24 protein-coding genes and 3 tRNA genes are annotated in these 23227 nt (G+C 72.4%); 5 read left to right on the top strand and 22 right to left on the bottom strand.

Going from position 1 to position 23227, the window contains the following annotated elements:
* Positions 1-57: 57 nt before the first annotated feature.
* From coaD to rsmD, 3 genes are all read right to left on the bottom strand, one after another.
* Positions 58-540 (bottom strand): pantetheine-phosphate adenylyltransferase, encoded by a 483-nt coding sequence (coaD, locus tag ACQPZP_RS12940; protein ID WP_433468004.1) that lies wholly within the window; start codon positions 538-540, stop codon positions 58-60.
* 93 nt (positions 541-633) lie between these two features.
* Positions 634-2073 (bottom strand): penicillin-binding transpeptidase domain-containing protein, encoded by a 1440-nt coding sequence (locus ACQPZP_RS12935; protein ID WP_433477867.1) that lies wholly within the window; start codon positions 2071-2073, stop codon positions 634-636.
* 42 nt (positions 2074-2115) lie between these two features.
* Positions 2116-2682, bottom strand: coding sequence for a 16S rRNA (guanine(966)-N(2))-methyltransferase RsmD (gene rsmD, locus ACQPZP_RS12930; RefSeq protein WP_433477866.1), 567 nt, complete (start codon positions 2680-2682; stop codon positions 2116-2118).
* A gap of 306 nt (positions 2683-2988) precedes the next feature.
* On the opposite strand from rsmD, the gene ACQPZP_RS12925 reads away from it, so the two are divergent.
* A complete protein-coding gene (locus tag ACQPZP_RS12925; RefSeq protein ID WP_433477865.1) occupies positions 2989-3735 on the top strand; it encodes a hypothetical protein in 747 nt (248 codons plus the stop codon).
* Between the two features lie 51 nt (positions 3736-3786).
* Here the strand turns inward: ACQPZP_RS12925 and ACQPZP_RS12920 are convergent, their stop codons facing one another.
* The 4 genes from ACQPZP_RS12920 to ACQPZP_RS12905 form a co-directional block, all read right to left on the bottom strand.
* Positions 3787-5547, bottom strand: coding sequence for a serine/threonine protein kinase (locus ACQPZP_RS12920; protein ID WP_433477864.1), 1761 nt, complete (start codon positions 5545-5547; stop codon positions 3787-3789).
* 225 nt (positions 5548-5772) lie between these two features.
* Positions 5773-6642 (bottom strand): HEAT repeat domain-containing protein, encoded by an 870-nt coding sequence (locus tag ACQPZP_RS12915; protein WP_433477863.1) that lies wholly within the window; start codon positions 6640-6642, stop codon positions 5773-5775.
* A 183-nt stretch (positions 6643-6825) separates the two neighbouring features.
* Positions 6826-9024 (bottom strand): ATP-dependent DNA helicase RecG, encoded by a 2199-nt coding sequence (recG, locus tag ACQPZP_RS12910; RefSeq protein ID WP_433477862.1) that lies wholly within the window; start codon positions 9022-9024, stop codon positions 6826-6828.
* A gap of 33 nt (positions 9025-9057) precedes the next feature.
* Complete coding sequence (locus ACQPZP_RS12905; protein WP_433477861.1) at positions 9058-10659, bottom strand: DAK2 domain-containing protein; 1602 nt, start codon at positions 10657-10659, stop codon at positions 9058-9060.
* Between the two features lie 217 nt (positions 10660-10876).
* Here ACQPZP_RS12905 and rpmB point away from each other — a divergent pair, with 217 nt between their 5' ends.
* Positions 10877-11071, top strand: coding sequence for a 50S ribosomal protein L28 (gene rpmB, locus ACQPZP_RS12900; protein ID WP_030164391.1), 195 nt, complete (start codon positions 10877-10879; stop codon positions 11069-11071).
* A gap of 280 nt (positions 11072-11351) precedes the next feature.
* Here the strand turns inward: rpmB and thiD are convergent, their stop codons facing one another.
* The 3 genes from thiD to ACQPZP_RS12885 form a co-directional block, all read right to left on the bottom strand.
* On the bottom strand, positions 11352-12155 hold the full coding sequence (gene thiD, locus ACQPZP_RS12895; RefSeq protein WP_433477860.1) for a bifunctional hydroxymethylpyrimidine kinase/phosphomethylpyrimidine kinase: 804 nt from the start codon (positions 12153-12155) through the stop codon (positions 11352-11354).
* A 38-nt stretch (positions 12156-12193) separates the two neighbouring features.
* Entirely contained in the window at positions 12194-13081 is an 888-nt protein-coding gene (locus tag ACQPZP_RS12890) for a cellulose binding domain-containing protein (protein ID WP_433477859.1), read from the bottom strand.
* 102 nt (positions 13082-13183) lie between these two features.
* A complete protein-coding gene (locus ACQPZP_RS12885; RefSeq protein WP_433477858.1) occupies positions 13184-14104 on the bottom strand; it encodes a thiamine-phosphate kinase in 921 nt (306 codons plus the stop codon).
* A gap of 133 nt (positions 14105-14237) precedes the next feature.
* Between ACQPZP_RS12885 and ACQPZP_RS12880 the strand changes: the two genes are divergently transcribed.
* Both ACQPZP_RS12880 and ACQPZP_RS12875 read left to right on the top strand, forming a co-directional pair.
* Positions 14238-14471 (top strand): Lrp/AsnC family transcriptional regulator, encoded by a 234-nt coding sequence (locus ACQPZP_RS12880; RefSeq protein WP_433477857.1) that lies wholly within the window; start codon positions 14238-14240, stop codon positions 14469-14471.
* Positions 14458-14919 (top strand): DUF3515 domain-containing protein, encoded by a 462-nt coding sequence (locus ACQPZP_RS12875; RefSeq protein ID WP_433477856.1) that lies wholly within the window; start codon positions 14458-14460, stop codon positions 14917-14919. Before ACQPZP_RS12880 ends, ACQPZP_RS12875 begins: the two co-directional genes overlap by 14 nt.
* Here ACQPZP_RS12875 and ACQPZP_RS12870 read toward each other — a convergent pair whose 3' ends face one another.
* Genes ACQPZP_RS12870 through ACQPZP_RS12835 form a run of 8 tightly spaced genes read right to left on the bottom strand, consistent with a single transcriptional unit; the run spans position 14920 to position 21204 of the window.
* The gene (locus tag ACQPZP_RS12870) at positions 14920-15471 is read right to left on the bottom strand and encodes a hypothetical protein (protein WP_433477855.1); all 552 of its coding nucleotides are present in this window, start codon (positions 15469-15471) and stop codon (positions 14920-14922) included.
* Complete coding sequence (locus ACQPZP_RS12865) at positions 15471-15665, bottom strand: ferredoxin (RefSeq protein ID WP_433477854.1); 195 nt, start codon at positions 15663-15665, stop codon at positions 15471-15473. The genes ACQPZP_RS12870 and ACQPZP_RS12865 overlap by 1 nt, the downstream gene beginning before the upstream one ends.
* Positions 15662-17002, bottom strand: a complete 1341-nt coding sequence (locus ACQPZP_RS12860; RefSeq protein WP_433477853.1) for a cytochrome P450 — start codon at positions 17000-17002, stop codon at positions 15662-15664. Before ACQPZP_RS12860 ends, ACQPZP_RS12865 begins: the two co-directional genes overlap by 4 nt.
* On the bottom strand, positions 16999-17778 hold the full coding sequence (locus ACQPZP_RS12855; protein WP_433477852.1) for an SDR family oxidoreductase: 780 nt from the start codon (positions 17776-17778) through the stop codon (positions 16999-17001). The genes ACQPZP_RS12860 and ACQPZP_RS12855 overlap by 4 nt, the downstream gene beginning before the upstream one ends.
* On the bottom strand, positions 17778-18989 hold the full coding sequence (locus ACQPZP_RS12850; protein ID WP_433477851.1) for a cytochrome P450: 1212 nt from the start codon (positions 18987-18989) through the stop codon (positions 17778-17780). Before ACQPZP_RS12850 ends, ACQPZP_RS12855 begins: the two co-directional genes overlap by 1 nt.
* A gap of 10 nt (positions 18990-18999) precedes the next feature.
* The gene (locus ACQPZP_RS12845; RefSeq protein WP_433477850.1) at positions 19000-19587 is read right to left on the bottom strand and encodes a TetR/AcrR family transcriptional regulator; all 588 of its coding nucleotides are present in this window, start codon (positions 19585-19587) and stop codon (positions 19000-19002) included.
* 50 nt (positions 19588-19637) lie between these two features.
* Positions 19638-20558 carry a hypothetical protein gene (locus ACQPZP_RS12840; protein WP_433477849.1) on the bottom strand — a complete coding sequence of 307 codons (921 nt, stop codon included), beginning with the start codon at positions 20556-20558 and terminating at the stop codon, positions 19638-19640.
* A 4-nt stretch (positions 20559-20562) separates the two neighbouring features.
* Positions 20563-21204 carry a hypothetical protein gene (locus tag ACQPZP_RS12835; RefSeq protein WP_433477848.1) on the bottom strand — a complete coding sequence of 214 codons (642 nt, stop codon included), beginning with the start codon at positions 21202-21204 and terminating at the stop codon, positions 20563-20565.
* A 228-nt stretch (positions 21205-21432) separates the two neighbouring features.
* Between ACQPZP_RS12835 and ACQPZP_RS12830 the strand changes: the two genes are divergently transcribed.
* Positions 21433-21894, top strand: a complete 462-nt coding sequence (locus ACQPZP_RS12830; protein ID WP_433477847.1) for a hypothetical protein — start codon at positions 21433-21435, stop codon at positions 21892-21894.
* A gap of 15 nt (positions 21895-21909) precedes the next feature.
* On the opposite strand, the gene ACQPZP_RS12825 is transcribed toward ACQPZP_RS12830, so the two are convergent.
* The 4 genes from ACQPZP_RS12825 to ACQPZP_RS12810 all read right to left on the bottom strand — a co-directional run bounded on the left by ACQPZP_RS12825 (position 21910) and on the right by ACQPZP_RS12810 (position 23138).
* A complete protein-coding gene (locus ACQPZP_RS12825) occupies positions 21910-22725 on the bottom strand; it encodes an AfsR/SARP family transcriptional regulator (protein ID WP_433477846.1) in 816 nt (271 codons plus the stop codon).
* A gap of 154 nt (positions 22726-22879) precedes the next feature.
* A tRNA-Tyr gene (locus ACQPZP_RS12820) sits at positions 22880-22962 on the bottom strand.
* Positions 22963-22986: 24 nt separating this feature from the next.
* Positions 22987-23059: transfer RNA gene (locus tag ACQPZP_RS12815), tRNA-Leu, on the bottom strand.
* Positions 23060-23064: 5 nt separating this feature from the next.
* Positions 23065-23138, bottom strand: a tRNA-Leu gene (locus tag ACQPZP_RS12810).
* Positions 23139-23227 lie beyond the last annotated feature (89 nt).

Below are 23227 nucleotides of genomic sequence, written 5' to 3'. Positions count from 1 at the left end.
CGGGCCGATGACCCAACTCGCGCCCCGCCTGCCAGGGCCGGGCTCACGACCGGTCCGTCAACCGGACTTCTGGAGCCGGTCCACCAGCCGCTCGTGGACGCTGTCGGGGACGAGCCCGGAGATGTCCCCGCCGAACTTCACGACCTCTTTCATGAGGCTGGACGACAGGAACGCGTATTCGGGGTTCGTCGCCATGAACAGCGTCTCCACGCCGGCGATCCGGTGGTTCATCTGCGCCATCTGCAGCTCGTACTCGTAGTCGCTGACCGCCCGCAGGCCCCGGACGATCACCGGGATGTCCTGTTCCCTGCAGTATTCGACGGTGAGCCCGTAGAAGGTGTCCACCGAGACGTTGCCGTACTCCCGGGTGACCTCGGTGATCATGTCGGCCCGCTCGTCCACGGTGAACAGGCTCTTCTTGTTCTTGTTGATCAGCACCGCGACGACCACCTCGTCGTACAGACGGGAGGCGCGGCTGATGATGTCGAGATGCCCGTTGGTGACGGGGTCGAACGATCCCGGACAGACGACACGGCGCACGACGCGAACCCCTTCGGTCCCGGTTTCTGACCTGCGGCGTGAACGTACCAAATCGCATTCGGGACGGTTTCCACCGGGCTCGCCGGGCCGTCCTCAGCCCGGCAGCGCGTCGACGATCCGCGCCGCGATGGGCCCGGACTCGATGCCGTATCCGGGCGCCTCGGTCAGCACCGCGACGGCGTACCGCGGGTCGCTGCGCGGGCCGAAGCCGATGAACCAGCGGTCGTTGTAGGAGGCGCCCTCGATGTCGGCGGTCCCGGTCTTGCCGCCGAGGATGGACGTCCCCTGCAGCGACTCGCCGGTGCCCCGCTCGACGACGGCCTCCATCATGTCCCGCATCTGCTGCGCCTGGCCGGAGGTGAGCGCGCTCGACATCCGCTGCGGCGAGATGGTGTCGACCGTCACGCCGTCCGGAGCACGCAGCTTGTCGACGAGATGGGGCCGCATGACCTCGCCGTCGTTGAGGACCCCGGCGGCGACCATCGCCATCTGCAGCGGCGAGGCGACCGTGCTGCCCTGCCCGATGGAGCCGAGCGCGCTGAGCGACGCCTGGCCGGTCTCCGGGAAGGAGCTGGGGGCGCTGGTCAGGCCGTCCGCGAACTCGATCCCGTCGCCGAACCCGAACTTTCCCGCCTCAGCGCGGACGGCGTCGTTGCCGGGCGCCTCTGCGCCCATGTAGGCGAACGTGGTGTTGCAGGACTGCGCGAACGCCTCAATGAGCGGGATCTGGCTCAGGTCGCAGGAGCCGCCGATGTCGCCCGCGTCGTTGCTGATCGACTGCCCGGCGTCCGGCGGGGTGTAGGAGCGTCCGGCCCGGACCAGCGTGTCCTCGCTCGCGTCGGCTTTGAGCGCCGACGCCGCGACCACGGTCTTGAACGTGGAGCCGGGCGGGAACAGCTCGTAGGCGGCCTTGTTGAGCAGCGGCTTGAGCGGCTGGTCGCCGAGCCGGTCGAACGCGGTCGTGGCCTCCTCCCGGTCGAGCGACGACACCTCGTTCGGGTCGAAGGACGGGGTGGACGCCATCACGAGGATCGCGCCGGTCTTGGCGTCCAGCACCACGGCCGCCGCGCGACGGGAACCACTGGACGTCAGCGCGTCGTAGGCGACACGCTGCGCATTGACGTCGACGGTGGCCTCGACCGTCCCGCCCGGGACGGGGTTGCCGATGAGCTTGTCGACGATGCTGGTGGCCTTGAGCCGGGGGTCGGTCCCGTCGAGGAAGTGGTTCTCGGCGTCTTCCAGGCCGGTCTGGGAGAACACGGAGAAGTACCCGGTGACGGGGGCGAAGGCGGGGCCGTCCTGGTAGTGGCGCTGGTAACGATCGTCGCCGGTCTTCTCCGACCAGGCGAGCCGTTCGCCGTCCGCGACGATGGGACCCCGGTCGATCTTGAAGCGGTTCTCGAACTGGCGGGCGTTGAGGGAGTCGTCCCGGAGAGACTGCGCCTTGAAGCCCTGGACGTAGGTGATGTTCACGAGGAGGGCTATGGACATCACCAAGGTGATGGCCCAGGCGCCTCCCAGCGCGCGATCCATCCCGGGCTTCATGCGCATGCCCGTACCCGAACTCCGGTCCTGTCAACGGCCGGCGGCGCGGCCGTACCAGAACACCGCCTCTCCGTACCGCCGGTCCCGTTCGGCTTCGTAGCCTTCCGGCCAGATCAACGCCTGGCCGCGGGCGGAGCGTTCCACGACGACCAGCGCGTCCGGGGCGGCCCAGCCGTGGTCGCGCAAGTCTTCCAGCAACGCGGTGACGGATGCGTCCGCCAGCGCGTACGGCGGATCGGCGAAGATCAGGTCGTACGGTTCGTCGGGCTTCCGCCGCACGAGCCGCTCGACCTTGTCCGCGCACGGGACGGCGCCGGGCAGCCCGAGCGCCCCGGCGTTCTGCCGGATCACCTTCATGGCGCGCGGATGCGACTCGACCAGCAGCGCGTGGCCGGCGCCGCGGGAGAGCGCTTCGAGGCCGACGGCGCCCGATCCCGCGTACAGGTCGGCGACCCGCAGCCCGTCCAGGGGCCCGAGCAATGCCAGCACCGTCGAGAAGAGGCCCTCCCTGGCGCGGTCGCTGGTCGGCCTGGTGTCCCGTCCGGGCGGGACGGCCAGCCGCCGTCCTCCCGCGCTGCCCGCGATGACCCTGCTCACTCCCCCAGTATCGAGGGCCTCCTCCGGTTTTCGCGCATCGGGCGCGAATCATGCACAACCGGCGCCGCCGTCGTTTGTGAACCTCTACCTAAATGGCCCGAACGCTGTTCACATCGACTACTTGACGTGTAAACGTGCTCGCAGGTTGTGCAACCCAGTAACCCAGGAGTACCCGTGCATCACGGAAGGAGACTGGCGGTTACGGCCGGAGCGACGGTTCTCGGCATTGCCGCCATGGGCGGCGTTTCCCACGCCGACACCTCACGGCCCCCTGCCAGGCACGCTGCGCATCCACTCGGAGACGCGGTGCGCACGCTGACGGCGCAGAAGACGGCGACCCCCAGGAAAACGGTCACCCCGAAATCGACTAAAACTCTCAAAAAGGCGAAAACCCGAAAAGCAGCAACAAAGAAGACGACGACTGTCAAAAAGGCCGCCGCCACGAGCTCCCGGCCGACGGTCGATCTTCATCTCGGCGCCACGCTGAAGTACGACGAGAAAACCAGGACCGCCGCCGCCGGGCTCGATCTCGGCGCCGGTCTGAACACGCCGCAGGGCGGTGCGGGAGTCCAGGTCAAGACCGGCGCCACGGTGTCGGCGAGCCGACAACTGCTCAGCGCGCGGACCGAGCTGGGCGCCTCGGTGACCCCGGCAGGCGGCGCACCGATCTCGGCGCACCTGACGGCGGGCGCCTGCGTCGGCGCGAGCTGCGAGGCGCCGGCCCCGCCGACTCCTCCGACGCCGCCGACCCCGCCCACGCCGCCGACACCCCCGGTGCCTCCGGGTGGCCCGACGCCCCCCGGTGGGCCGACGCCTCCCGGCGGGCCCTCGCCCGCGCCACCGTCGCTGCCGTCGTCTCCGCTGCTGCCGGAGCTCCCGTCCGGGAAGTCGCTCGGCCCCGGCGCCACGGCCGGCGGGGAGTTCACCCCGCCGAAGGAGCTGCCCTTCACCGGCACCGACGCGCTGCCGCTGGCGGCGCTCGGGCTCACCGCCATCGCCGCGGGCAGCGCCGCGGTGGCCGCGACCCGCAGGCGGCACGCCCGCGAGTCCTGAGCAACCCCCGCCGAAGGGGCGTCTCCCGGACGGGAGGCGCTCCTTCGGCGTTCAGAGCACCTCGGACCCGGCGACCTTCCACGCGCCGCCCGCGTGCCGAAGCTGGAGACGGCGAACCTCGATCTTGTCGTTGTCGGTGCAGCCGCCCTCGCACTCGCCGACCAGGGCCAGCGCGGTGAGCCGGTCACCCGACCCGCGCAGGCCGACCTCAAGCGGCGTCCCCCGCGCGACCGCCGGGTCGCGGGACACGGCGTCGATCGCCTCGCGGGCCGGCGCGCCCGGCCAGGTGGCGCCCGACATGTCGGCGCGCGGCGAACCGGCCTTCAGCGAGTACAGGCTGTCGAGCAGCCACCCGTTCCCCTGCTTGACCATGGTCGCGCGCATCGGGTCCTGGAGCCGGGTCGGATCGGCGTTCTCGGCGCGGACCGTCCGCCTGACGTACGACAGCACGGTGACCTTGCCGGACGCGGCGGACACGACCGCAGAATCGAGCACCTCCGTGGCGACCGAGCCCTTCTTGGACGTGAGCTCCTTGCGGTAGTCGCGGGTCGCGAGCTGGCGGTCGTAGTCGGCGCCGTAGCGGGGGGTGGACACCTTGTGCGCCGAGGCCACGTTCTTGTCGAACGCCGCATGGTCGAAGCTGAGCACCGTCTTGATCGCCTCCGCGGCCGGCGCGACGGCAGCGGCCTCCGCGGCGGGCGGGGCGGCCGCGCCGACGTCGGCCTCCGCGCGCTCGTCCCCCGAGCCGCTCGACATCAGCGCCCACGCCGTCCCTCCGGCGGCGAGCGCGACGAGCGGGGCCACGATGGCGGCGGCGATGCCGAGCCCGCGCCGCCGGCGCCGCGCCGGCGGGACGGTGTGCGGCGGCGGCGCCTGGTACGTCCCACCCGAACCCGTTCCGGCCAGATGCCCGGAACGGCCCACGGTCGGCGGCGCGCTGGGCGCCCGCGCGTCCCCGGCGAAATGGGCGCCGGTGCTGAGCGGCCCGTCGTCGTCGGGGACGTCCTGCCCGCCGAGCAGGTTGAGCAGCACCTGCTGCGCCTCGGGCCGCGTCGCCGGATCCTTCGCCAGGCAGGACGCGACGGCGCCGCGCAGCGAGTCGGGCAGCGGCGACAGGTCCGGCTCGTAGTGGAGGATCCGGTTGAACACCGCGGAGATCGTGTCGTTGCCGAACGGGTGCCGTCCCGTCGCCGCGAACAGCATCGTCGCGGCCCACGTGAACAGGTCCACGCCGGTGCCGAGCTCGGCGTTGGTGACCTGCTCGGGCGCCATGTACGACGGTGTCCCGACGACCCCGCTGCCCTTCGCCGACGCCGCGCCGATCACCCGCGCGATGCCGAAGTCGATGACACGCGGGCCGTCCGGCCCCATCAGCACGTTGGACGGCTTGAAGTCGCGGTGCAGGATCCCCGCCCGGTGGATCGCCGCCAGCGCCGTCACGGTCCCGACCGCCAGCCGGTCGAGGTCGGTCCCGGTGCGCGGTCCCCGCTGGTTCACCAGTCCGCTGAGCGACGGCCCGGGGATGTACTCGCTCACCACGTACGGAAGATCGCCCGAGATGTCGGCCTCCACGACCTGCGCCGTGCAGAACCCGGCGACCCGCCCGATCATCCGCATCTCGCGCTCGAACCGCGCCCGCCACTCGGGGCTGCGGCTGAGCTGGTCGCGCAGCAGCTTCACCGCCGCCTGCCCGCCGTCCTCCCGCCGTCCCAGGTAGACGACGCTCTGCCCGCCCTCCCCGAGCCGCCCGACGAGTTCGTACCGCCCGAGCCTGGCCGGGTCGCCGGACACCAAAGGACCAACGACCGCCATGGGAGCTCCTCCGTCGCATCCGGCCCCGCCACGGGAGATCTACCCGCACGGCCCCGGATGGCCACTTGCCATCCTGTACAGGTTAGACGTGCGTGATCAACCATGTGTTCTGAGTAAGCCCGAGGTCAACACACGGAACTGCACAGAGGCCCTGAGGTAGCGCTCCCGGCAGAGGCGGACCGCCGACACCGCGCCGGGTCGGCGGCCCGCCTGGCCGTTCGCTGGTCAGGCGAGGGACCAGCGGGCCTGGGTTCTCACGCCGGGGTCCGGGTCGGCGAGGGTCTCGGTGAGGGCCGCCACCACCTCGGGGTGGTCGGCGGCCCACTGTTCGAGGGCCTGGACGGCGGCCCGGCGGACGTCCACCGTGCGGTCGCCCAGGGCCTTGATCAGCGGCCGGACGGCGACCTCGGGACGGGACTTGGCCAGGGCCAGGACGGCCCGGCGGCGGACCTGCCAGTTCGCGTGGGCCGTCGCGGTGACGACCCGCCCCGCGAGGGGCTCGGGGAGACCGAGTTCGGCGGCGGCGTCCAGGGCGGCCAGGCGGACGATCAGGTCGTGGTCGGCGAGGAGATGTTCCAGGGCCGGCAGCCCGGCGGGACGGGCCAGCCGGCCGAGGCCCTCGGCGACGGCGACGCGGACCTCGCGGGACGGGTCGTCGGCCGCCTCGGCGACGCGGGCCGCCTCGCGCAGGGCGACCAGGCCGAGGACCGCCTGGATCCTGACGTGCGGCTCGTCGTCCTGGAGGCCGTGTGCGTACAGTTCGGCGGTCCCCTTGGCCAGGACCTCGATGAGGTCGGCGGCGGCCCGGCGGACGGTGGCGTCACGGCCGCGGGCGGCGGCGAGGAGCAGCGCGTCCACGCCGTCGTCGCCGAAGTACAGCTCGGGCAGGGCGCGCAGCGCGTCGGCGGCGGCCCGGCGGACGTCCTCGTGGTCGTCGGCGAGCGCCCAGGCGAGGGTGTCGCCGGTGCCACTCGGCGCTTCCCCCGCCCGGGCGGCCCGTGTGAGCACCGCGAGCGCGGCCGTGCGCGTCGCGGGCTCAGGATCGCGGAGGAACTCCTCCACGTCGTCCAGCCGGATGGTGTCGATGTGAGTCATGCCTGCTCCCGATGTCCGTCGGATTCTTGTGCGCGTGGGTTCAGCGACGGGAACACAGGGCGCTGGCCTGCCGCCGGAGGTCGACGTGCAGGCGCGCGATCAGGGCCTGACTCGGGGTCACGTGTTCATCGTGACCCGCCCAGGAAGGTAATGTCAACTTAATAAGTAGAGAATGTCTGGAGCTTAGGTCTTCTCCAGGAAGCCGGCGCGGTCCTCGTCCAGGAGCGAGGACAGGACGGTGGCGAGGCCCGGGTGGTCCGCCAGGTCGGGGTCGGCGTCGACCAGCGACGTCGCCTCCTCGCGGGCGTCGCGGATCACGTCCTCGTCCCGCTGGAGGGTGAGCAGCCGCAGGCTGGACGCGCGGCCGGCCTGCGCGGCGCCGAGGACGTCGCCCTCGCGGCGCTGCTCCAGGTCCAGGCGCGACAGCTTGAACCCGTCGGTGGTGGAGCCGACCGCGTCGAGCCGCTCGCGTGACCTGCTTCCCGGCGCGGCGTCGGTGACGAGCAGGCAGAGGCCGTGCAGGGAGCCGCGCCCGACGCGCCCGCGCAGCTGGTGGAGCTGGGAGACGCCGAACCGGTCCGCGTCCATGATCACCATGACGGTGGCGTTGGGGACGTCCACGCCGACCTCGATGACCGTGGTGGCGAGCAGGACGTCCAAGTCCCGGGCGGTGAAGCGGCGCATCACCGAGTCCTTCTCGTCCGGGTGCAGCTTGCCGTGCAGGACGCCGATGCGCAGCCCGGCGAGGAGCTCCTCCAGCTTCGGCAGCACCTCCATGATCCCGAGCGGCGAGCGGCGTTCGCCCTCGTCCGCCTCGACGGTGTCGCCCCCGTCGCCCTCGTCGCCCTCCTGCTCGCCGATGCGCGGGCAGACGATGTAGATCTGCCGCCCGTTCGCCGCCTCCTCCTTGATCCGTTCCCAGGTGCGCGCGAGGAACGCGGGCTTCTCGGGCGGGACGACATGGGTCCGGATCTCCGAGCGTCCGGCCGGAAGCTGCCCGAGCACCGAGGTCTCCAGGTCGCCGAACACGGTCATCGCCACGGTGCGCGGGATCGGCGTCGCCGTCATGACGAGAACGTGCGGACGGCCGCCACCGGTCTTCTCGCGCAAGGCGTCGCGCTGCTCCACGCCGAAACGGTGCTGCTCGTCCACGACGACGAGCCCGAGGTCGGCGAACTGGACGGTCTCCTGGAGCAGCGCATGGGTGCCGACGACGATCCCGGCGGCACCGGATGCCGCGTCCAGCAACGCCTCCTTGCGCGCCTTCGCCCCCAGCGACCCGGTCAGCAGTGCGACACGCGTGGCGTTCTCGGCACCGCCGAGCTGCCCCGCCTGAGCCAGGTCGCCGAGCATTTCGCTGATGGACCGGTAGTGCTGCTGCGCCAGAACCTCGGTGGGCGCCAGCAGCGCCGCCTGCCCGCCCCCGTCCACCACCTGCAACATGGCCCGCAACGCGACCACCGTCTTGCCGGATCCGACGTCGCCCTGGAGGAGGCGGTGCATGGGGTGTTCCTTGGCGAGGTCGGCGGCGATCTCGTCGCCCACCTCGCGCTGGCCCTTGGTGAGCTCGAACGGCAGGCGGGCGTCGAACTCCGCCTGGAGGCCGCCGAAGGACGGGGGGCGCGGTCTGGCCGGGAGCGCGGCGGCGGCGACGCGGCGCTGGGCCAGGGCGATCTGGACGACGAACGCCTCGTCCCATTTGAGGCGGGCCTTGGCGCGGCCCAGTTCGTCCCATGTCCGGGGGCGGTGGATGCCTTCGTACGCCTCGCGCAGGCCGATCAGGTCGCGCCGCTGGAGCAGGGCCTCGGGCATCGGGTCGGCGGGCAGGTCCAGATGGTCGAGGACGGTGCCGACGGACATGCTGATCGCCTCGATGGGCAGCGCCTTGGTGGACGGGTAGATCGGGATGATCTCGTCCGCCCACTCCTGCGCGGCCGCCTCGGCGCCCTTCTCGTGGACGACCTTGTACTGCGGATGCGCGAGCTGCCGCACGGCCCTGCCGCTGCGGGGCCGGTAGGTACTGATCTTCCCGGCGAACAGCCCGCGGGTGCCGGGCGACAGTTCCTTCTCGGCCCGGTAGGAGCCCTTGCGGCCGAAGAAGCTGAGCTTCAGCTCGCCGGTCCCGTCGGTGACGGTGATCTCCAGGACGTAGCCGGGGTTGCGGGTCAGGGTGCGGCCCTGCACCTTGACGACCTCCGCCATGACCGTGACGTGCTCGCCGTCCTGCAGGCCGCTGAGCTGGGTCAGCTCGCCGCGGTGGGCGTAGCGGCGCGGGTAGTGGTGCAGCAGGTCGCCGACCGTGTGCAGGTCGAGGCCCTTGGTCAGGGCGTTGGCCGTCTTGTCGCCCAGGGCCTTGCGCAACGGTTCGTCGAGATTCGCCACGCAGTCCTTTCTAGCCCATGGGGGCGACGGGAATCACTCGACGCCGATGAGCAGCGGGAAACGCTCCTGTCCTCCGTCGTACACGCCGACCTCCACGTCGGGACGCACGCGCCGCAGATGCGCTTCGAGGTCGCCGGTGAGGCCGGGCGGCGCGTGCCGGCCCGCGATCAGCGTGACCAGCTCGCCGCCGCCGGAGAGCATCCGGCCGAGGACGTTCCGGGCCACGTCCGCGATGTCCGCGCCGATCGTCGCGACGTCGCCCTCGATGAGCCCGAGGACGTCCCCCGGCTGGCACAGGCCCACGCTCGTCACCGCCTCCTGCGCGGCGACCTCCAGGTGGCCGAAGCGGGTGGCGCCGGCGGCGCGGGTCATCTCGATGACGTCCTCGGCGAAACGGCGCAGCGGATCGTGCACCGCGAGCGCCGCCATGCCCTGGACGGACGCCTTCGTCGGCACCACCGCGATCCGCGCCCCGCCGTCCCGCGCGCGCTCTGCGGCGGCCTCGGCGAGCGACAGGACCTCGGGTTCGTTCGGCAGGACGGCCACCTCGTCCCCCGCGGCGAGGATCGCCTCCGCCAGCACGGCGAGCGGCGGCACCGTGCCGGGCTCGCGCCGGACGACCCGCGCACCGCACTCCTCGAACAGCGCGGCCAGCCCGTCGGCGGCGGTGACGGCGATCACCGCGCGGCCGGTGTGCGCCGCGTGCGGCTCGCCGCCGGCCGCGTGCAGGTAGGTGACGCGGATCCGGTGCGGCCGCCCGGCGGCCATGCCCGCCTCGATCGCCGCCCCGGCGTCGTCCACATGGACGTGGACGTTCCACAGCCCGTCGCCGCCCACCACGACGAGCGAGTCACCAAGGCCGTCGAGCCTCTCCCTCAGGGCGTGGACGGCGTCGTCGGGCGCGTCCAGCAGGTACATGACCTCGTAGCCCGGGCCCTGCGGCTCGGGCCGCTCCTCCACGGGCGCGGGCGTCCCCGCGACGCGGGCCGGGATCTCGTAGCGCTCTGGGAACTCCTCGGTGATCACGGCGACGAGGGCGTCGAGCACCACGCAGAGCCCGGCGGCGCCCGCGTCCACCACGCCGCTGCGGGCGAGGACGTCCAACTGGCCGGTGGTGCGGCGGAGCGCCCGCCGGGCCCCTCCGGCGGCGGCCCGCGCCGCCGCGGCGAGGTCGGCCGCCGCCCCGGCGGGCTCGGCCGCCGCCGCGCAGGCCGCGGCGGCCTCCGCGAGGACGCTCAGGATCGTCCCCTCGACGGGATGCTCGACGGCACCGCGCGCCAGCCCGGACGCGTGCCCCAGCGCCGCCGCGAAGGCCGCGCCGTCCGGCGGCGCCTCCAGGGGCCCGAGCGTGTCCGCGAGCCCGCGGAACACCTGGCTGAGGATCACGCCGGAATTGCCCCGCGCCCCGAGCAGCGCCCCCTGCGCGAGCGCCCGCCAGGCCGCCGCGCCGCCCTCCGGCGTCCCGTCGAGGGCGTCCGCCGCCGCGATCACGGTCAGATGCAGGTTGGTGCCGGTATCGCCGTCCGGGACGGGGAACACGTTGAGGGCGTCGATCTCGGCCCTGGTACGGCCGAGCGCGTCCGCCGCGAGCCGGCACCACCGCCGCACCGCACCGTCGTCGAGAACCTGGCCCACAGCGCTCCTCTCCCCGCGCAAAGCTTCGCACGCCGTGCCCGGAACGCCGCCTGTACCCGGGACGCCGTCCGATTCGCCTAGCCGACGGGCTGTCGGCTACTCTGATCCATGCGCCTCGTCCGAGGCGTTCATCGGTGAGCGCCCATGATGCCCGGCCCGCCCGCGGCGGCACGGGGCGGCGCTCCGGTCAGAGCATCGACACCACTTGGAGTTTCCCGTGGCTTCCGTCTGCGACGTCTGCGGCAAGGGACCCGGTTTCGGCATGCGCGTCTCCCACTCGCACCGCCGCACCCCGCGCCGCTGGAACCCCAACATCCAGCGCGTGCGCGCCGTCGTGAACGGCAGCACCAAGCGGATCAACGCCTGCACGTCCTGCATCAAGGCCGGCAAGGTCGTCAAGCCGACCGTCTGAGCGGCGCCCGCGGCGGAGCGCGGCCCCGGCCTGGGAGGTAGTCCCTCCAGAGACGGCACGCCCGCTCCCAAGGCTTCGGCCGGTTCACCGAACTCACCCGGTGAACCGGCCTTTTGACTTACCCGGCCCGCGACTTCACCCGGCCCGCGGCTCACCCGGCCCCCGCCTTGCCCGCGCCCGCGCCTCACCCGCGCCACGGCTTGCCCGAGCCCGGGGCTGGCCTGACCCGCGGCTGATCCGGCTCATGGCTGACCCGGCCCACCTTGCGGGGGTTGGGAGGTTAGGGGCGGTGGCGCCAGGCGTGGTCCACGGGGCCTATGCCGGCGCCGAGTGGGAAGCCCGCTGCGATCGCGCCCGTCACGTACTCCTTGGCCTTCGCCACGGCCGCCGGGACGTCCTCGCCGAGCGCAAGGTGGGACGCGATGGCGGACGCGAGCGTGCAGCCCGTCCCGTGGGTGTGCCGGTTGTCGTACCGCGGCGCGGTGAACCGGTGCTCGCGCTCCCCGTCGAACAGCAGGTCGGCGGGCTCCCCCGGCAGGTGCCCGCCCTTGATCAGCACCCACGCGGGGCCGAGCGCCCTGACGGCCTCGGCGGCCTCGCGCAAGCCCGCCTCGTCTACCACCTTCACGCCGGTGAGCTGCTCGACCTCGTACAGGTTGGGCGTGACGACGGTCGCGGCCGGCAGCAGCACGGACCGGACGGCGTCCACGGCCTCGGGGGCGAGCAGCGAGTCGCCGTGCTTGGACACGCCCACCGGGTCGACGACGGCGGGCGCGTCCGACGCGGCGAGGGCCTCGGCGACGGTCTCGACCAGCACGGTGGACGCGAGCATGCCCGTCTTGATCGCGTGCACGCCGATGTCGGACAGCACCGAGTCGAGCTGCGCGCGGACGGCCTCGGGCGGCAGCTCCCAGTAGCCCTGGACGCCGAGGGAGTTCTGCGCCGTGACGGCGGCGATGACGCTCATACCGTGGACGCCGAGGGCGAGCATCGTCTTCAGGTCCGCCTGGATTCCGGCGCCGCCGCCGGAGTCGGAGCCCGCGATGGTGAGCACGAGGGGCGGGGCCACGGGAGTGCGCGTCATACCGCCCACTTTATGGCGGTCCGGGAAGCGCGGCGATCTCAGACGAGGGCGCAGGGCAGCTTGTTCAGCACGCAGCTGGACGGCCGGGACGCGGTGCCGCGCGCCGCGAACACGATCCGCACGGTGCCGCCGGGCGCGATACCGGAGCCGCCGCGGACGAACGCGAGCTCGCCGGTCCGGACGACGGTGGCGCCCTGGACGGCGGTGACCGAGGCGCTCGGGAGCTTGAAGGCGAGCGCCCATCTGGTGACGGGCTGCCGTCCCTTGTTGGCGATGGTGGCGGTGGCCTTGAAACCGCCGGGCGTCCGGGAGGCGACCCGGAAGGCGATGATGAGGCCGTCGGGGCGCCCGGCGCCGCGGCTCGCCCGCTCGCCGGGGCCGCGCTGGGAGACCTGGCTGTCGCGCGGATCGGTCTGCGTGGTCTTCGGCGAGCCGCCCGCGAAGTTGAGGGAGATCTGCTGGGTGCTCAGCGCGTAGGAGACGATTCCCACCGCGATGACGAGCGCGACGATCGGCAGCAGCGGCAGGGGGAGCATCGAGACGAACTTCGACCAGCCCCCCGTGCCGGACGCGCCGGACGCGTCGGAGGGCTTCGCGGGCTCCGGCGGGTCGGGCGGATCGGGCGGCCGTTCACGCGGCTGCTCGGGGAGGGTCTCGGACGGGGCGCCCGGGTAGTCGCCGGGATAGTCCCCGGGAAGAGGCTCGAACGGGTACTGCCTGGCCGGCGCGTCGCGGCGGCGTTCCGCGACGGGGGCCGGGCCCGACCGGACCTGTTCGTGCGGAGACACGTACACCTGGTCGTCGGTCGGCCCGGAGAAGATCTCGTAGGAGGGGTCGACCGGAGCCCCGTAGTACGGACCCTGGGACGCGTCTGCGCCCGTTTGGGGTCCGTCGTCCGGTTGCTCAAACCTGGAGTGTCGTCCCATCCCATTCCTCTTCGATCACAGGATGTATACCAAACCCGTCCCAAACCTGCCTACCGGATGCGTAAACGCACACGGCTGTACGCGCAGCGTGTACCAGGGCGTTCAGGCCGGGAAATGGTCCCACGCGCCGGCCGGGGGTTCCCCTCCGTCCACCCGGACGCCGGTCCCTTCCACGACGTCGCCGATCCGCGTCCAGGACGAGGGCAGGGCGGCGGACGAGGGGAAGGTCGCGGCGAACGCGTGGTCCTCGCCGCCGGTGAGCGCGTGCCGGAGCCCGTCGGGGCCGAGGATTCCGGGGACGGGCACGGCCGTGGAGTCGACGTCGATCCGGACGCCGCTCGCGCGGGCCATGTGCCCGAGGTCCTGGACGAGCCCGTCGCTCACGTCGAGCAGCGCGGTGGCGCCGTGCGCCCGCGCCTCCTCGCCGGCCGCGTAGGGGGGCCGCGGGCGGCGGTGCGCCGCGACCAGCTCCGCCGGCTCGTCCCGTCCCGCGCCGAGGAGGGCGAGTCCCGCGGCGGCGAAGCCGAGCCTGCCCCGGACGGCCACCACGTCCCCCGGCCGCGCCCCGGAGCGGGTGAGCGGCGCGGCGCCGCCGAGATCGCCGAGGGCGGTGACCGCGAGGGTGACCTCGGGGGCGCCCACGACGTCGCCGCCCGCGACGGACGCCCCCGCAGCGCGGCACTCGTCGGCGAGCCCGTCGTAGAGCCGCTCGGCCCAGTCCACGCCGGTGCCCGGCGGGGCCGCGAACCCGACGAGCAGCGCCGTGGGGCGGGCGCCCATCGCGACGACGTCGGCGAGGTTCTGCGCGGCGGCCTTGCGCCCGATGTCGTAGGGGCCGGACCAGTCGCGGCGGAAGTGCCGTCCCTCCACGAGCAGGTCGGTCGTGGCGACGACGCGCCCGTCCGGCGCCGCGATCACCGCGGCGTCGTCGCCGGGTCCGAGCCGGACCGCGGGGCCCTGCGGCAGCCGCCGCGTCAGCCGCCCGATCAGCCCGAATTCGCCCAGCTCGCCGATCGTCCCCATTCGTGCGGTTCCCCCGTGTTCACGCGTTTCCCACCGGTCTCACCGGGCACGCCCTACCCCGGCCGCCCGCCGCGGCGCGTAACACGATACGGTGAACCGTCCGACGGTTGATTCTCCGCCCGGGGAGGACGTGATGGTGCAGGCCTACATCCTCATCCAGACCGAAGTCGGCAAGGCGGCCGATGTGGCAACCCACATCTCCGGCATAACGGGTGTCACTCTGGCGGAGGACGTCACCGGACCCTACGACGTGATCGTCCGAGCGGAGGCGCGCAATGTGGACGAGCTGGGCAAGCTCGTCGTCGCGCAGATCCAGGCGGTCGAAGGCATCACGCGGACCCTCACCTGCCCGATTGTCCACATCTAGGCGGCTCGCGGCCGTCCTCGCCGGCGCGGCACTGCTGGCGGCTGGGTGCGGCGACGGAGCGGTGCAGGTGCCCGTGCCGAGTCCGGACGCGGCCACGCAACGGCTGTGCCAGGGGCTGCGGCTGCCCGAGAAGGTGCACGGGAAGGAACGCCGCGACACCGACCCGAGCTCGCCGCTGACGGCCGCCTGGGGGTCGCCCGCGATCGCGCTGCGCTGCGGCGTCCCCCGGCCCCCCGCGCTGCGGCCGACGTCGGAACTGGTGACGATCAACGGGATCGACTGGTTCGGGCAGCCCACCGGCCGGCCGGTCACCTTCACCGCGGTCGGGCGGCAGGCCTACGTCGAGGTGACGGTGCCGCCGAAGTACAACCCCGCCGGTGACGTGCTGATCGAGCTCGGCCCGTCCATCAAGGCGACGATCCCGGCGAAGCCGGAGGGGCAGATCTGATCACCAGATGGGGACGGAGCTCTCCCCGCGCGGGTAGTAGCCGGGGATCGGCTCCCCTGACGCGGCCCGCTCCAGCCGCCGCCTCATCCCGTCCGACAGCACGTCCGCCTTCATCATCTCGACGAACACCGACGTGACGTTGCCGAGGTCGAACCAGTCGCGCTGCCACGACCACCGCCGGTTCCCCGCGTACCGGAACCAGGACCCGCCGATGCCGAGCACCTCGTAGGGCGTCCCGTCGGGACGGCGGGCGTCGGCGACCTGCTTCCAGAATCCGACGACCTCGCCTTTGCGCTCGTCGATGAGGATGCTCTGGTACGGGTACGTCCAGCCGTCCAGGCCGCCCATCTCCGAGCCGAGCGCGAGGTCGCGGATCTCGTCCCGGCCGACGGCCATGAAGTCCTGGTCGGGGCCGATGTTCCAGCCGTAGGTGGCGTCCTCGGTGTAGAGGCCGGCGAGGGGGCGCCAGTCGCCGGCCTCCTCGCAGCGGCGGTTCTCGGCCAGCCAGTGCTCCACCATCGCGTCGAGTTCTTCTCGGGGGAAGGACGGCATCACGTCTCCAGCAGTCTCAGGGCCTGGGTGGGGCAGTAGCGGACGGCGGCGGTCACCTCGGCGCGCGTGTCCTCGGGCGGCTCGGCGTCGAGGACCCGCACCTTGCCTTTGCCCGGCACCTCGAAGACGCCGGGCGCCTCCAGCTCGCACATGGCGTGTCCCTGGCACAGGTCCAGGTCGGCCTCGATCCTCACCGGCGCCTCCTGCGGTAGCGGGCCGCGCACGGCTGGGCGAGCTGGACGACCATCTTCGAGTGGTCGTTGCGGTAGCTCTCCGGCGGCTGCGCGAGCTCGAACTCCCAGTCCCGCAGCAGCACCGAGAAGATGGCCTTGAGCTGCATCATCGCGAAGTTGGCGCCGACGCAGCGGTGCCGGCCGGCGCCGAACGGCACCCACGTCCACCGGTTGAGCAGGTCCTCCTCGCGGGGCGCGGCGTAGCGCTCGGGGCGGAAGGCGTCCGGGTCGGGGAAGTCGGACTCGATCCGGTTGGAGACGGCGAGGCTGCAGCCGACCATCGTGCCGGCCGGGATCCGGTGGCCGAGCACCTCCTGGTCGGACTGCGCGACCCGGAGCAGCAGGATCAGCGGCGGGTGCAGCCGCAGCGCCTCCTTGACCGCCGACTCCAGCCTCGGGATGGCGCGCAGCGCCTGGAACGACACCTCGCGGCCGTCGGCGTACAGCTCGTCCAGCTCCTGGACGACGCCCTCCAGCACGCCGGGGTGGCGGAGCAGTTCGATCAGCGTCCAGGCGGCGGTGCCGGACGTGGTGTGGTGCCCGGCGAACATCATCGAGATGAACATGCCGGTGACCTGGTCGGCGTCGAACTTCAGCGTCCCGTCCGCGTCCCTGATCGACATCAGGACGTCGAGCAGGTCGCGGTCCTCCTTGGGCGGGGTCGGGGGCCGGCCGTCCATGATCTCCTGGACGAGGGCGACGAGCGCCGCCCGTGCCTTGTCGCGCCGCCGGAAGCTCTCGATGTCGGCGTAGGGGTCGACATAGGCGAGCGCGTCGGTGCCGCGTTCGAGGTCGTGGTAGAGGTCGGCGAACCGGCGGTCGAGCTGCTCGCGGAACTTGCGGCCGATCAGGCACGCGGACGAGGTGTAGATGGTCAGCTCGGCGAAGAAGTCGAGCAGGTCGATCTCGCCGTCGTCGCCCCAGCCGGCCACCATCCGGTCGACCTCGGCGGCGATCGTCGCGGCGTGCCCCTTCAGGAACGAGCCCTTGAGCGCCTGGTTGTGCAGGGCCTCGCGGCGCTGTTCGGGGGTGGCGTCGAACACCACGCCCTCCCCGAAGATCGGCGTCATGAACGGGTACGCCTCGGCCTGGTCCAGCTCCTCGTCGGGGGCGCGGAAGAAGAACTCGTTGGCCTCCGCGCCGGACAGCAGCACGACGCGCCGCCCGGCGAGCCGGAACTCGCCGACGTCGCCGCACTCGTCCCGGACCCGGCGCATCAGCCCGATCGGGTCGGAGCGCAGCTCCTCCAGATGGTCGGGCCCGCCCGACACGACGCGCGGCTCCACCAGTGCGGTCACGACTCCTCCAACGGTGCTTCGGGCTGTACTTCGACGAGCCGGAGATGGGCGCCGCGCGGGGCCGCGACGATCGCGGCGACGGCGGCGGCGACGTCGGACGGGCGCAGGAAGTACGGGTGCCGGGCGTGGCCCCACTTCACCCAGTCCTCAAGGACCGCGCCGGTCGTCTCCGCGTCCCAGGTCATGCCCATGCCGGTCGCGGTGGGTCCGGGCCGGACGATGGACGCCCGGACTCCCGTCCCCTCCAGCTCCATCTGCATGGTGCGCGCCATGCCCTCCACGCCGTTCTTGGCCGCGACGTAGGCGCCCGTCCACGAGCGGGGCGCGGGGACGGTGTCGGAGGAGATGAACACGATGTCGCCGCGCCGCCGCGCCACCATCGGCGGGACGAAGTGCGACACGAGCCGATGCGCGCCGACGAGGTGGACCTGCACCTGCGCGAGGAACTCGGCGGAGTCGAGTTCGTGGAGGCGTCCGGCGGACAGGTCCCCGGCGCCGGAGACGACGATCTCGATGGGGCCGAGCGCGTCGGCGGCGGCCGCCGCGAACGCCTTGACGGAGTCGGAGTCGCCGACGTCCAGCGGGTGCGCGAACGCCTCTCCCCCGCCGGCCCGGATCGTCGCGGCCAGTTCCTCGCACTTTTCGAGGCGTCGCGCGCCGAGCGCGACCGGGTGCCCGGCCATGGCCAGCGCCGTCGCCGTCGCCGCGCCGATCCCGGACGAGGCGCCCGTCACCACGGCCGGGCGCCGTTCGGGATGCGGGTCGAACCGGGGCATCAGCTCTCCCTCCGCCCTCGGACGGCCACGCGCACGGGCAGCGATGCGAACCCGCGGACGTTGACCGAGTGCACCCGTTCGGCGGCGTCGTGATCGACCTCGAAGGAGGAGACGCACCGGACCAGCTCCGTCAGCGCGATGCGGGCCTCCAGCCGGGCGAGGTTGGCGCCGAGGCAGAAGTGCCGTCCGCCGCCGAAGCTGACGAGCTGCGACGTGTCGCGGTCGAGGTCGTAGGCGTCGGCTTCCTCGAAGACGCGCGGGTCGCGGTTGGCCGACCCGGCGAGCAGCAGCATCCGGTCGCCCGCGGGCACCCGCCGCCCGTGCATCTCGACGTCCCGCTCGACTTTGCGGGCGAGCATCTGGCTGGACGTGTCGTAGCGGAGCGTCTCCTCCACCCAGTCGTCCACGCGGGCCGGGTCGCGGAGCGGCTTGGCGGCCTGGTCCGGATTCCGCGCCCCCCAGTACAGGGCGTTGGCGAGCAGCTTGGTGGTGGTCTCGTTCCCGGCGACGACCATCAGGAACAGGAACGCGATGATCTCGGTGTCGTCCAGCCGGTCGCCGTCGACCTCGGCCTCCAGCAGCGCGGACGTCAGATCGTCCGACGGCCGGCGGCGCCGCTGGGCCACCATGTCCTGGTAGTAGCCGACGAGGGTGAGCGCCGCGTCCATCCCGGCGGGCGGGACGTCGTTGAGCCCCTCTTCCCGGTGCACGACCGTGTCGGCGAGCCTGCGCACCTCCACCCGGTCGGCCTCGGGGACGCCCATCATCTCGGAGATGACGTCCATGGGCAGCAGCCCGGCGAAGTCGGACACGAAGTCGAACTCGCCCTTCTCCAGGGCGGGCTCCAGGTGGCGCCTGGTCAGCGCAAGGATGCCGTCGCCCAGTTCCTTCACGCGCCGCGGCGTGAAGCCCTTGGACACCAGCGCCCGCATCCGCGTGTGACGCGGCGGGTCGAGCGCCAGGAACGACATCGTCCGGTGGGCCTGCGGGCCCCAGGCGCTCGGTTCCACCGAGACGCCGTGGGAGTTGGAGAACGTCGCGTGGTCGCGGAAGGCCGCCGAGACGTCGGCGTGCCGGGACAGCGCCCAGAAACCGATCTCGTCGTTGCGGTACAGGGGCGCCTCCTCGCGGAGCCGCGCGTAGAGGGGATAGGGGTCTTCGTGGACGGCGTAGTCGAACGGGCTGTAGGAGACCTGCGCAGCAGGGTCCACGGCCGTCACCTCACTCGGGGGGTTCGGGCAGGATGAGCTCCGCCATCTCGGCGAGCCGGTCGGCCATGCGGGCGTAGGAGGTGTAGCCCATGCCCGCGTGCACCAGCGCGCCGGTGTAGGCCAGCTCCAGCGCACCGAGGATCTTCGGGTCGTCGTGGTCGCGCAGCGCCGCGCGGAGCCGCTCGCGGATCGCGTAGCCGATCCGCATCCGCAGTTCGCGGACGTCGGGGTCGGTGCCGAGCAGCGCGGTGGTGCACGCCGCCGCCAGCTCCGGCTCGTCCGACACCAGCAGCGCGATCTCCCGGAGCGTCCCCTCCACCCGCGCGTGCAGCGCGCCGTCCGCCCGCACCGGCGGCAGGGCGCTGAGCCGCCGCCAGAACACCTCGGTGATCAGGTGGTTCTTCGAGGCGAAGTAGGTGTAGGCGGTCGCGGGCGCGACCCCGGCGCGGCGCGCCACGTTGCGGACGGTCAGTCCCTCGTAGCCGGACTCGCCGACCTCCGCCACGGCGGCGTCGGTCAGCCGCCGCACCGTGTCGGCCTGCCGCTCGGTGAGGCGGCGGCGGGTGGGCTCGGTCGCCTGCTGCTGGTTTCCGGACACGTGTCCAGACATTAGTTCAGAAACACCCGCCGCGCAACGGCCGCTCCCGCTCAGGGCGCCAGATCGACCCGGACGTTCTTCGCGGAGTCGGGCAGCAGGACCACCGTCGCCCCGTTGCCGTGGGTCCATCCGGCCGGCAGCAGGAACCAGCGGCCGCCCGCGTGCGCGAGCGCGCGCAGGCCGTTGTAGCGGTAGCCGAACGCGGCGTCCGCGCCGCTCAGCCGCACAACGCCGACACCGGGCCCACTGATGAACTGCCGGTCCTGCGAGTACACGACGGCCTGCGGCCTGGTCAGCAGCGACAGCTCGATCGCGCGGGCGGCGTCGAGACCGTGCCGCTGCGCCGTGTTGGCCGTGGACCAGAACGCCGCGATCAGGGCGAGCGCGATGAGCAGCAGCCGCCGGACGGCCCGGGTGGATCCGAGCAGCTCCGACCATCTGCCCCGCGCCACCCCGTACCGCGTCGCGGCCTCCGCGACGTACTCCAGCAGCAGCGCTCCGGCGCCGAGTGCGGCGGGCGACAGGAACGGCCCGCTCAGGGCGTCGTCGCCATGCCGGTGCAGGCTGACGGCGCCGATGGCGAGCAGGACCAGCGCCAAGGCCGCGAGGCACCCGCACACGACCACGCGCAGGCGGTGGGAGGCATCGCGCATCAGGTGCAGGAGCAGGTGGTGGAGGATGAGTGCTCCCACGCCGATGACCATCACCGACGCCAGCGGAGAGAACACGGGTCCCGCGCTCAGCAGGATGTAGTCGGTGGTGGTGAAGCCGACGGTGCCGAGGTCGACGCCGAAATAGGCGAACAGCGCCTGCTCGCGCACGTAGCCGAAGTAGTACAGGATCGCCGTGAGCACGCCGGTGGACGCCAGCACCCGCCCGGCGATCTCGACGATCCTCTCGACCGACCGCCCTTCCCCGGACTCCCCGGACTCCCCGGACTCCCCGGACTCCCCGGCCGGCTCCCCCGCCATCGGGTCAGGGACTCGTGCTCGTGCCGGGTCCGTCGCTCCCGTGCCCGCCCCCGCCGCCAGGGCTCGCGGGTGAGGACTCCTCCGGCTCCCCCGAATGGTCACCTGGTTCCGGCGATCCCGCCGTCTCCTCAGGCGATCCCGCCGTCTCCCCAGGTGAGCCCGCCGTCTCCTCAGGCGAGGCGCCTTCGATGACCTTGGCCAAGTCGGCCTCGTGCAGCAGGCCGATCCGCAGGCACACGCCACCGCATGGAGAGGCACTGGCCTCGACGAGGCCCTGCATCTCGCCGGGGGCCCGCGTCTTGCCGCCCTTCGTCCGTCGCACCCTCATGCACGGCGCACCCGCGACGCAGGGCCGGACGTGCCTGAACTGTTCCCGGACGGCGCGGGCGCAGGGGTCCGCGTCCGCGTCGGTGATCTCCACGGCCTTGCGGCAGGCGGCCGCGATCCTGTGCAGCTGCGCCTGGGTGATGCGGGTCCGGGCCACGTCCGTCGCCTGGGGCTGGGCGTCCCCTCCCATCGCCAGACCGCTCGCCTGCATCGGCAGCGGAGTGGTCGCCGGCGCCGCCTGCTTCTCCCCGCCGCAGGAGGCACAGAGGAGCAGGGCCACCCCGCCGAGGACGCACCTTCGCCGGAAACCCATACCCACCCCCGCAATCACAGAACGTCATCGGACGCACACTCTGAGGAGTTTCCCCGGGGTCGGCGCGGCAAAACCGAGCGCATGGCGTGCGCCTCCCCCTGAGTTCCGAAGTCCCTGATCGGCGGTGACGCCGGCGTGAAGCAGATATGAAGCGGCGGACGGCTAGAAAGAAGCGGCCAGGTCGAGGCGAACACGTCTCTCCTGTCACCCGCGACCGAAAGGAAGTAGTGGGCGATGAAGACCGTCAAAACGGCAACCGCAACAATGGCGCTCGGCGGCAGCCTCCTCGCCGGGGTCGTCGCGGCCTCCCCGAGTGAGGCGGCGCCGATCCAGAAGACCGCGGGCGCCAGGGCCCTGCCCTTCGTCACCGTCACCCCCGACCCGGAGTACATCGCGGACCCGATCCGGATCGATCCGTTCGACTGGGTGAACAACTGCACGCCGGGCAGGTTCTGCGCCTATCAGGCCGACAGCGCGAGCCAGGATCGCTATCTCGGATTCCAGTTCTACAAGTGCAGGGAGTATGCCCTGAGCAATTGGGGCATATACGGCAGCAACTTCCGGGCGGTGTTCAACAACCAGAACGTCACCGTGAAGTACCTCAACGAGCGGCACGCCGTGATCGACTCGACTCCCCCGTACCAGCGCGATGTGGTGGGCTGGAAGGCCGTCTGGTACATCAGCCTCTGCAACTGACGGAGCAACCGCCGATCACACGCCGGCCTCAAGGCTCGGTACCCGGCTTGCCAGCAGATCCGCATGGATCCGCGTCAATGCCGGATGGGGGTCCGTGCCGAGCTCGGCGGCGATGCGCGCTCGGATCTCCTCGTACCGGGCCAGCGCGTCGGCCTGGCGACCCGAGCGGCAGAGGACGATGAGCAGCCGCGCCCACAACGACTCGCGCAACGGATACCGCGCGGTCAGCTCACTCAGCTTCGCGACCAGCTCCCTGTGCAGGCCGGCGGAGACGTCAAGGTCGATGAGCCGCTCCAGCGCGGCGAGGTACCGCTCGACCAGCCAGGGCGTCTCCGCCTCCTGCAGCCAGGGGGACGGCACACCGTCGAGCGGCCTGCCGCGCCACAGTTCGAGCGCCTCCGTGAGCCGCGCCCGTTCGTCCGCGGGATTGGACGCGCCGGAGGCGGCGTTCAGCAGCCTGACGAACCGCAGGACGTCGACGTGTTCGGGAGCGGCATGCAGAACATAGCCGAGGGGCCCCGAACGGATCGATTCCGCTCCGAGCAGGCTCCGCAGCCGAGCGATATAGGTCTGCACGCTGCGCCGGACGTTGCCCGGTGGTCTCTCATCCGCCCACACCGCCGTGGCCAGGCGTTCGACCGAGACGACCTGACCGGACGACAGCGCCAGCGTCGCCAGCACCGCCCGCAGCCTGCCCGCCGACAACGAGACAGGATGCTCGTCCACGGAGACGGCCAGCGGGCCGAGCAACCCGATGGAGAGCACCCCCCGCGGCCCGCCGTTCAGATCGCCTTCGAATGCGACGCTCGATTCCCCGCTGCGCGTATGCACATTGGCCCCCGCGGTCCATCCGATGCCTTCGGCGTTTCGTTCACCAAGGTAGCCATTCATCCGCTCTCCGCTTCGGTGTCCGAATGTGCGGGACAGAACGAGACAAAGCGGGACACCCGAAAGCGTGCGCGGGCGTTGATATCGGACCGGGGAGTGGGGCGGGTGGGATTCGAACCCACTCAGCGCATGGCAACCGGGTTACAGCCGGACCCGACTCTCCTACGTCGGCGCCGCCCCTTGCGCGGATATCGTCCGCGCCAGTACCTCCGGAGGGATTCGAACCCCCAGCACACGGCACCTCATGCCGCTGTCTCTACCGTTGGACTACGGAGGCTTGCGTGCGGCTCCCGGGATTCGAACCCGGAACATCCACTTCCTGAGAGTGGCCTCTCTACCGGTTGGAGTAGAGCCGCAAGGAGATCGCGAGGGTGGCGTCACTCGCGGCGGCTCGTCCGGGAGGTCTCTAGGAGACGCGATACCGGCCGGGGCGGGCGTGCGACGC

The organism is Spirillospora sp. CA-142024 (assembly GCF_050942325.1).
In the GTDB taxonomy this organism is placed as follows: domain Bacteria; phylum Actinomycetota; class Actinomycetes; order Streptosporangiales; family Streptosporangiaceae; genus Spirillospora.
Note: the sequence above shows the minus strand (reverse complement) of the source record. Positions and strands in the feature narration are given on the sequence as shown.

What these genes read in the sequence shown, in the direction of transcription:
- ACQPZP_RS12935 (WP_433477867.1), bottom strand. Translation starts at nt 2,073, where the DNA reads ATGGATCGCGCGCTGGGAGGCGCCTGGGCCATCACCTTGGTGATGTCC.
- ACQPZP_RS12920 (WP_433477864.1), bottom strand. Translation starts at nt 5,547, where the DNA reads ATGGCGGTCGTTGGTCCTTTGGTGTCCGGCGACCCGGCCAGGCTCGGG.
- ACQPZP_RS12915 (WP_433477863.1), bottom strand. Translation starts at nt 6,642, where the DNA reads ATGACTCACATCGACACCATCCGGCTGGACGACGTGGAGGAGTTCCTC.
- thiD (WP_433477860.1), bottom strand. Translation starts at nt 12,155, where the DNA reads ATGACGCGCACTCCCGTGGCCCCGCCCCTCGTGCTCACCATCGCGGGC.
- ACQPZP_RS12890 (WP_433477859.1), bottom strand. Translation starts at nt 13,081, where the DNA reads ATGGGACGACACTCCAGGTTTGAGCAACCGGACGACGGACCCCAAACG.
- ACQPZP_RS12885 (WP_433477858.1), bottom strand. Translation starts at nt 14,104, where the DNA reads ATGGGGACGATCGGCGAGCTGGGCGAATTCGGGCTGATCGGGCGGCTG.
- ACQPZP_RS12880 (WP_433477857.1), top strand. Translation starts at nt 14,238, where the DNA reads ATGGTGCAGGCCTACATCCTCATCCAGACCGAAGTCGGCAAGGCGGCC.
- ACQPZP_RS12870 (WP_433477855.1), bottom strand. Translation starts at nt 15,471, where the DNA reads ATGCCGTCCTTCCCCCGAGAAGAACTCGACGCGATGGTGGAGCACTGG.
- ACQPZP_RS12855 (WP_433477852.1), bottom strand. Translation starts at nt 17,778, where the DNA reads ATGCCCCGGTTCGACCCGCATCCCGAACGGCGCCCGGCCGTGGTGACG.
- ACQPZP_RS12840 (WP_433477849.1), bottom strand. Translation starts at nt 20,558, where the DNA reads ATGGCGGGGGAGCCGGCCGGGGAGTCCGGGGAGTCCGGGGAGTCCGGG.
- ACQPZP_RS12830 (WP_433477847.1), top strand. Translation starts at nt 21,433, where the DNA reads ATGAAGACCGTCAAAACGGCAACCGCAACAATGGCGCTCGGCGGCAGC.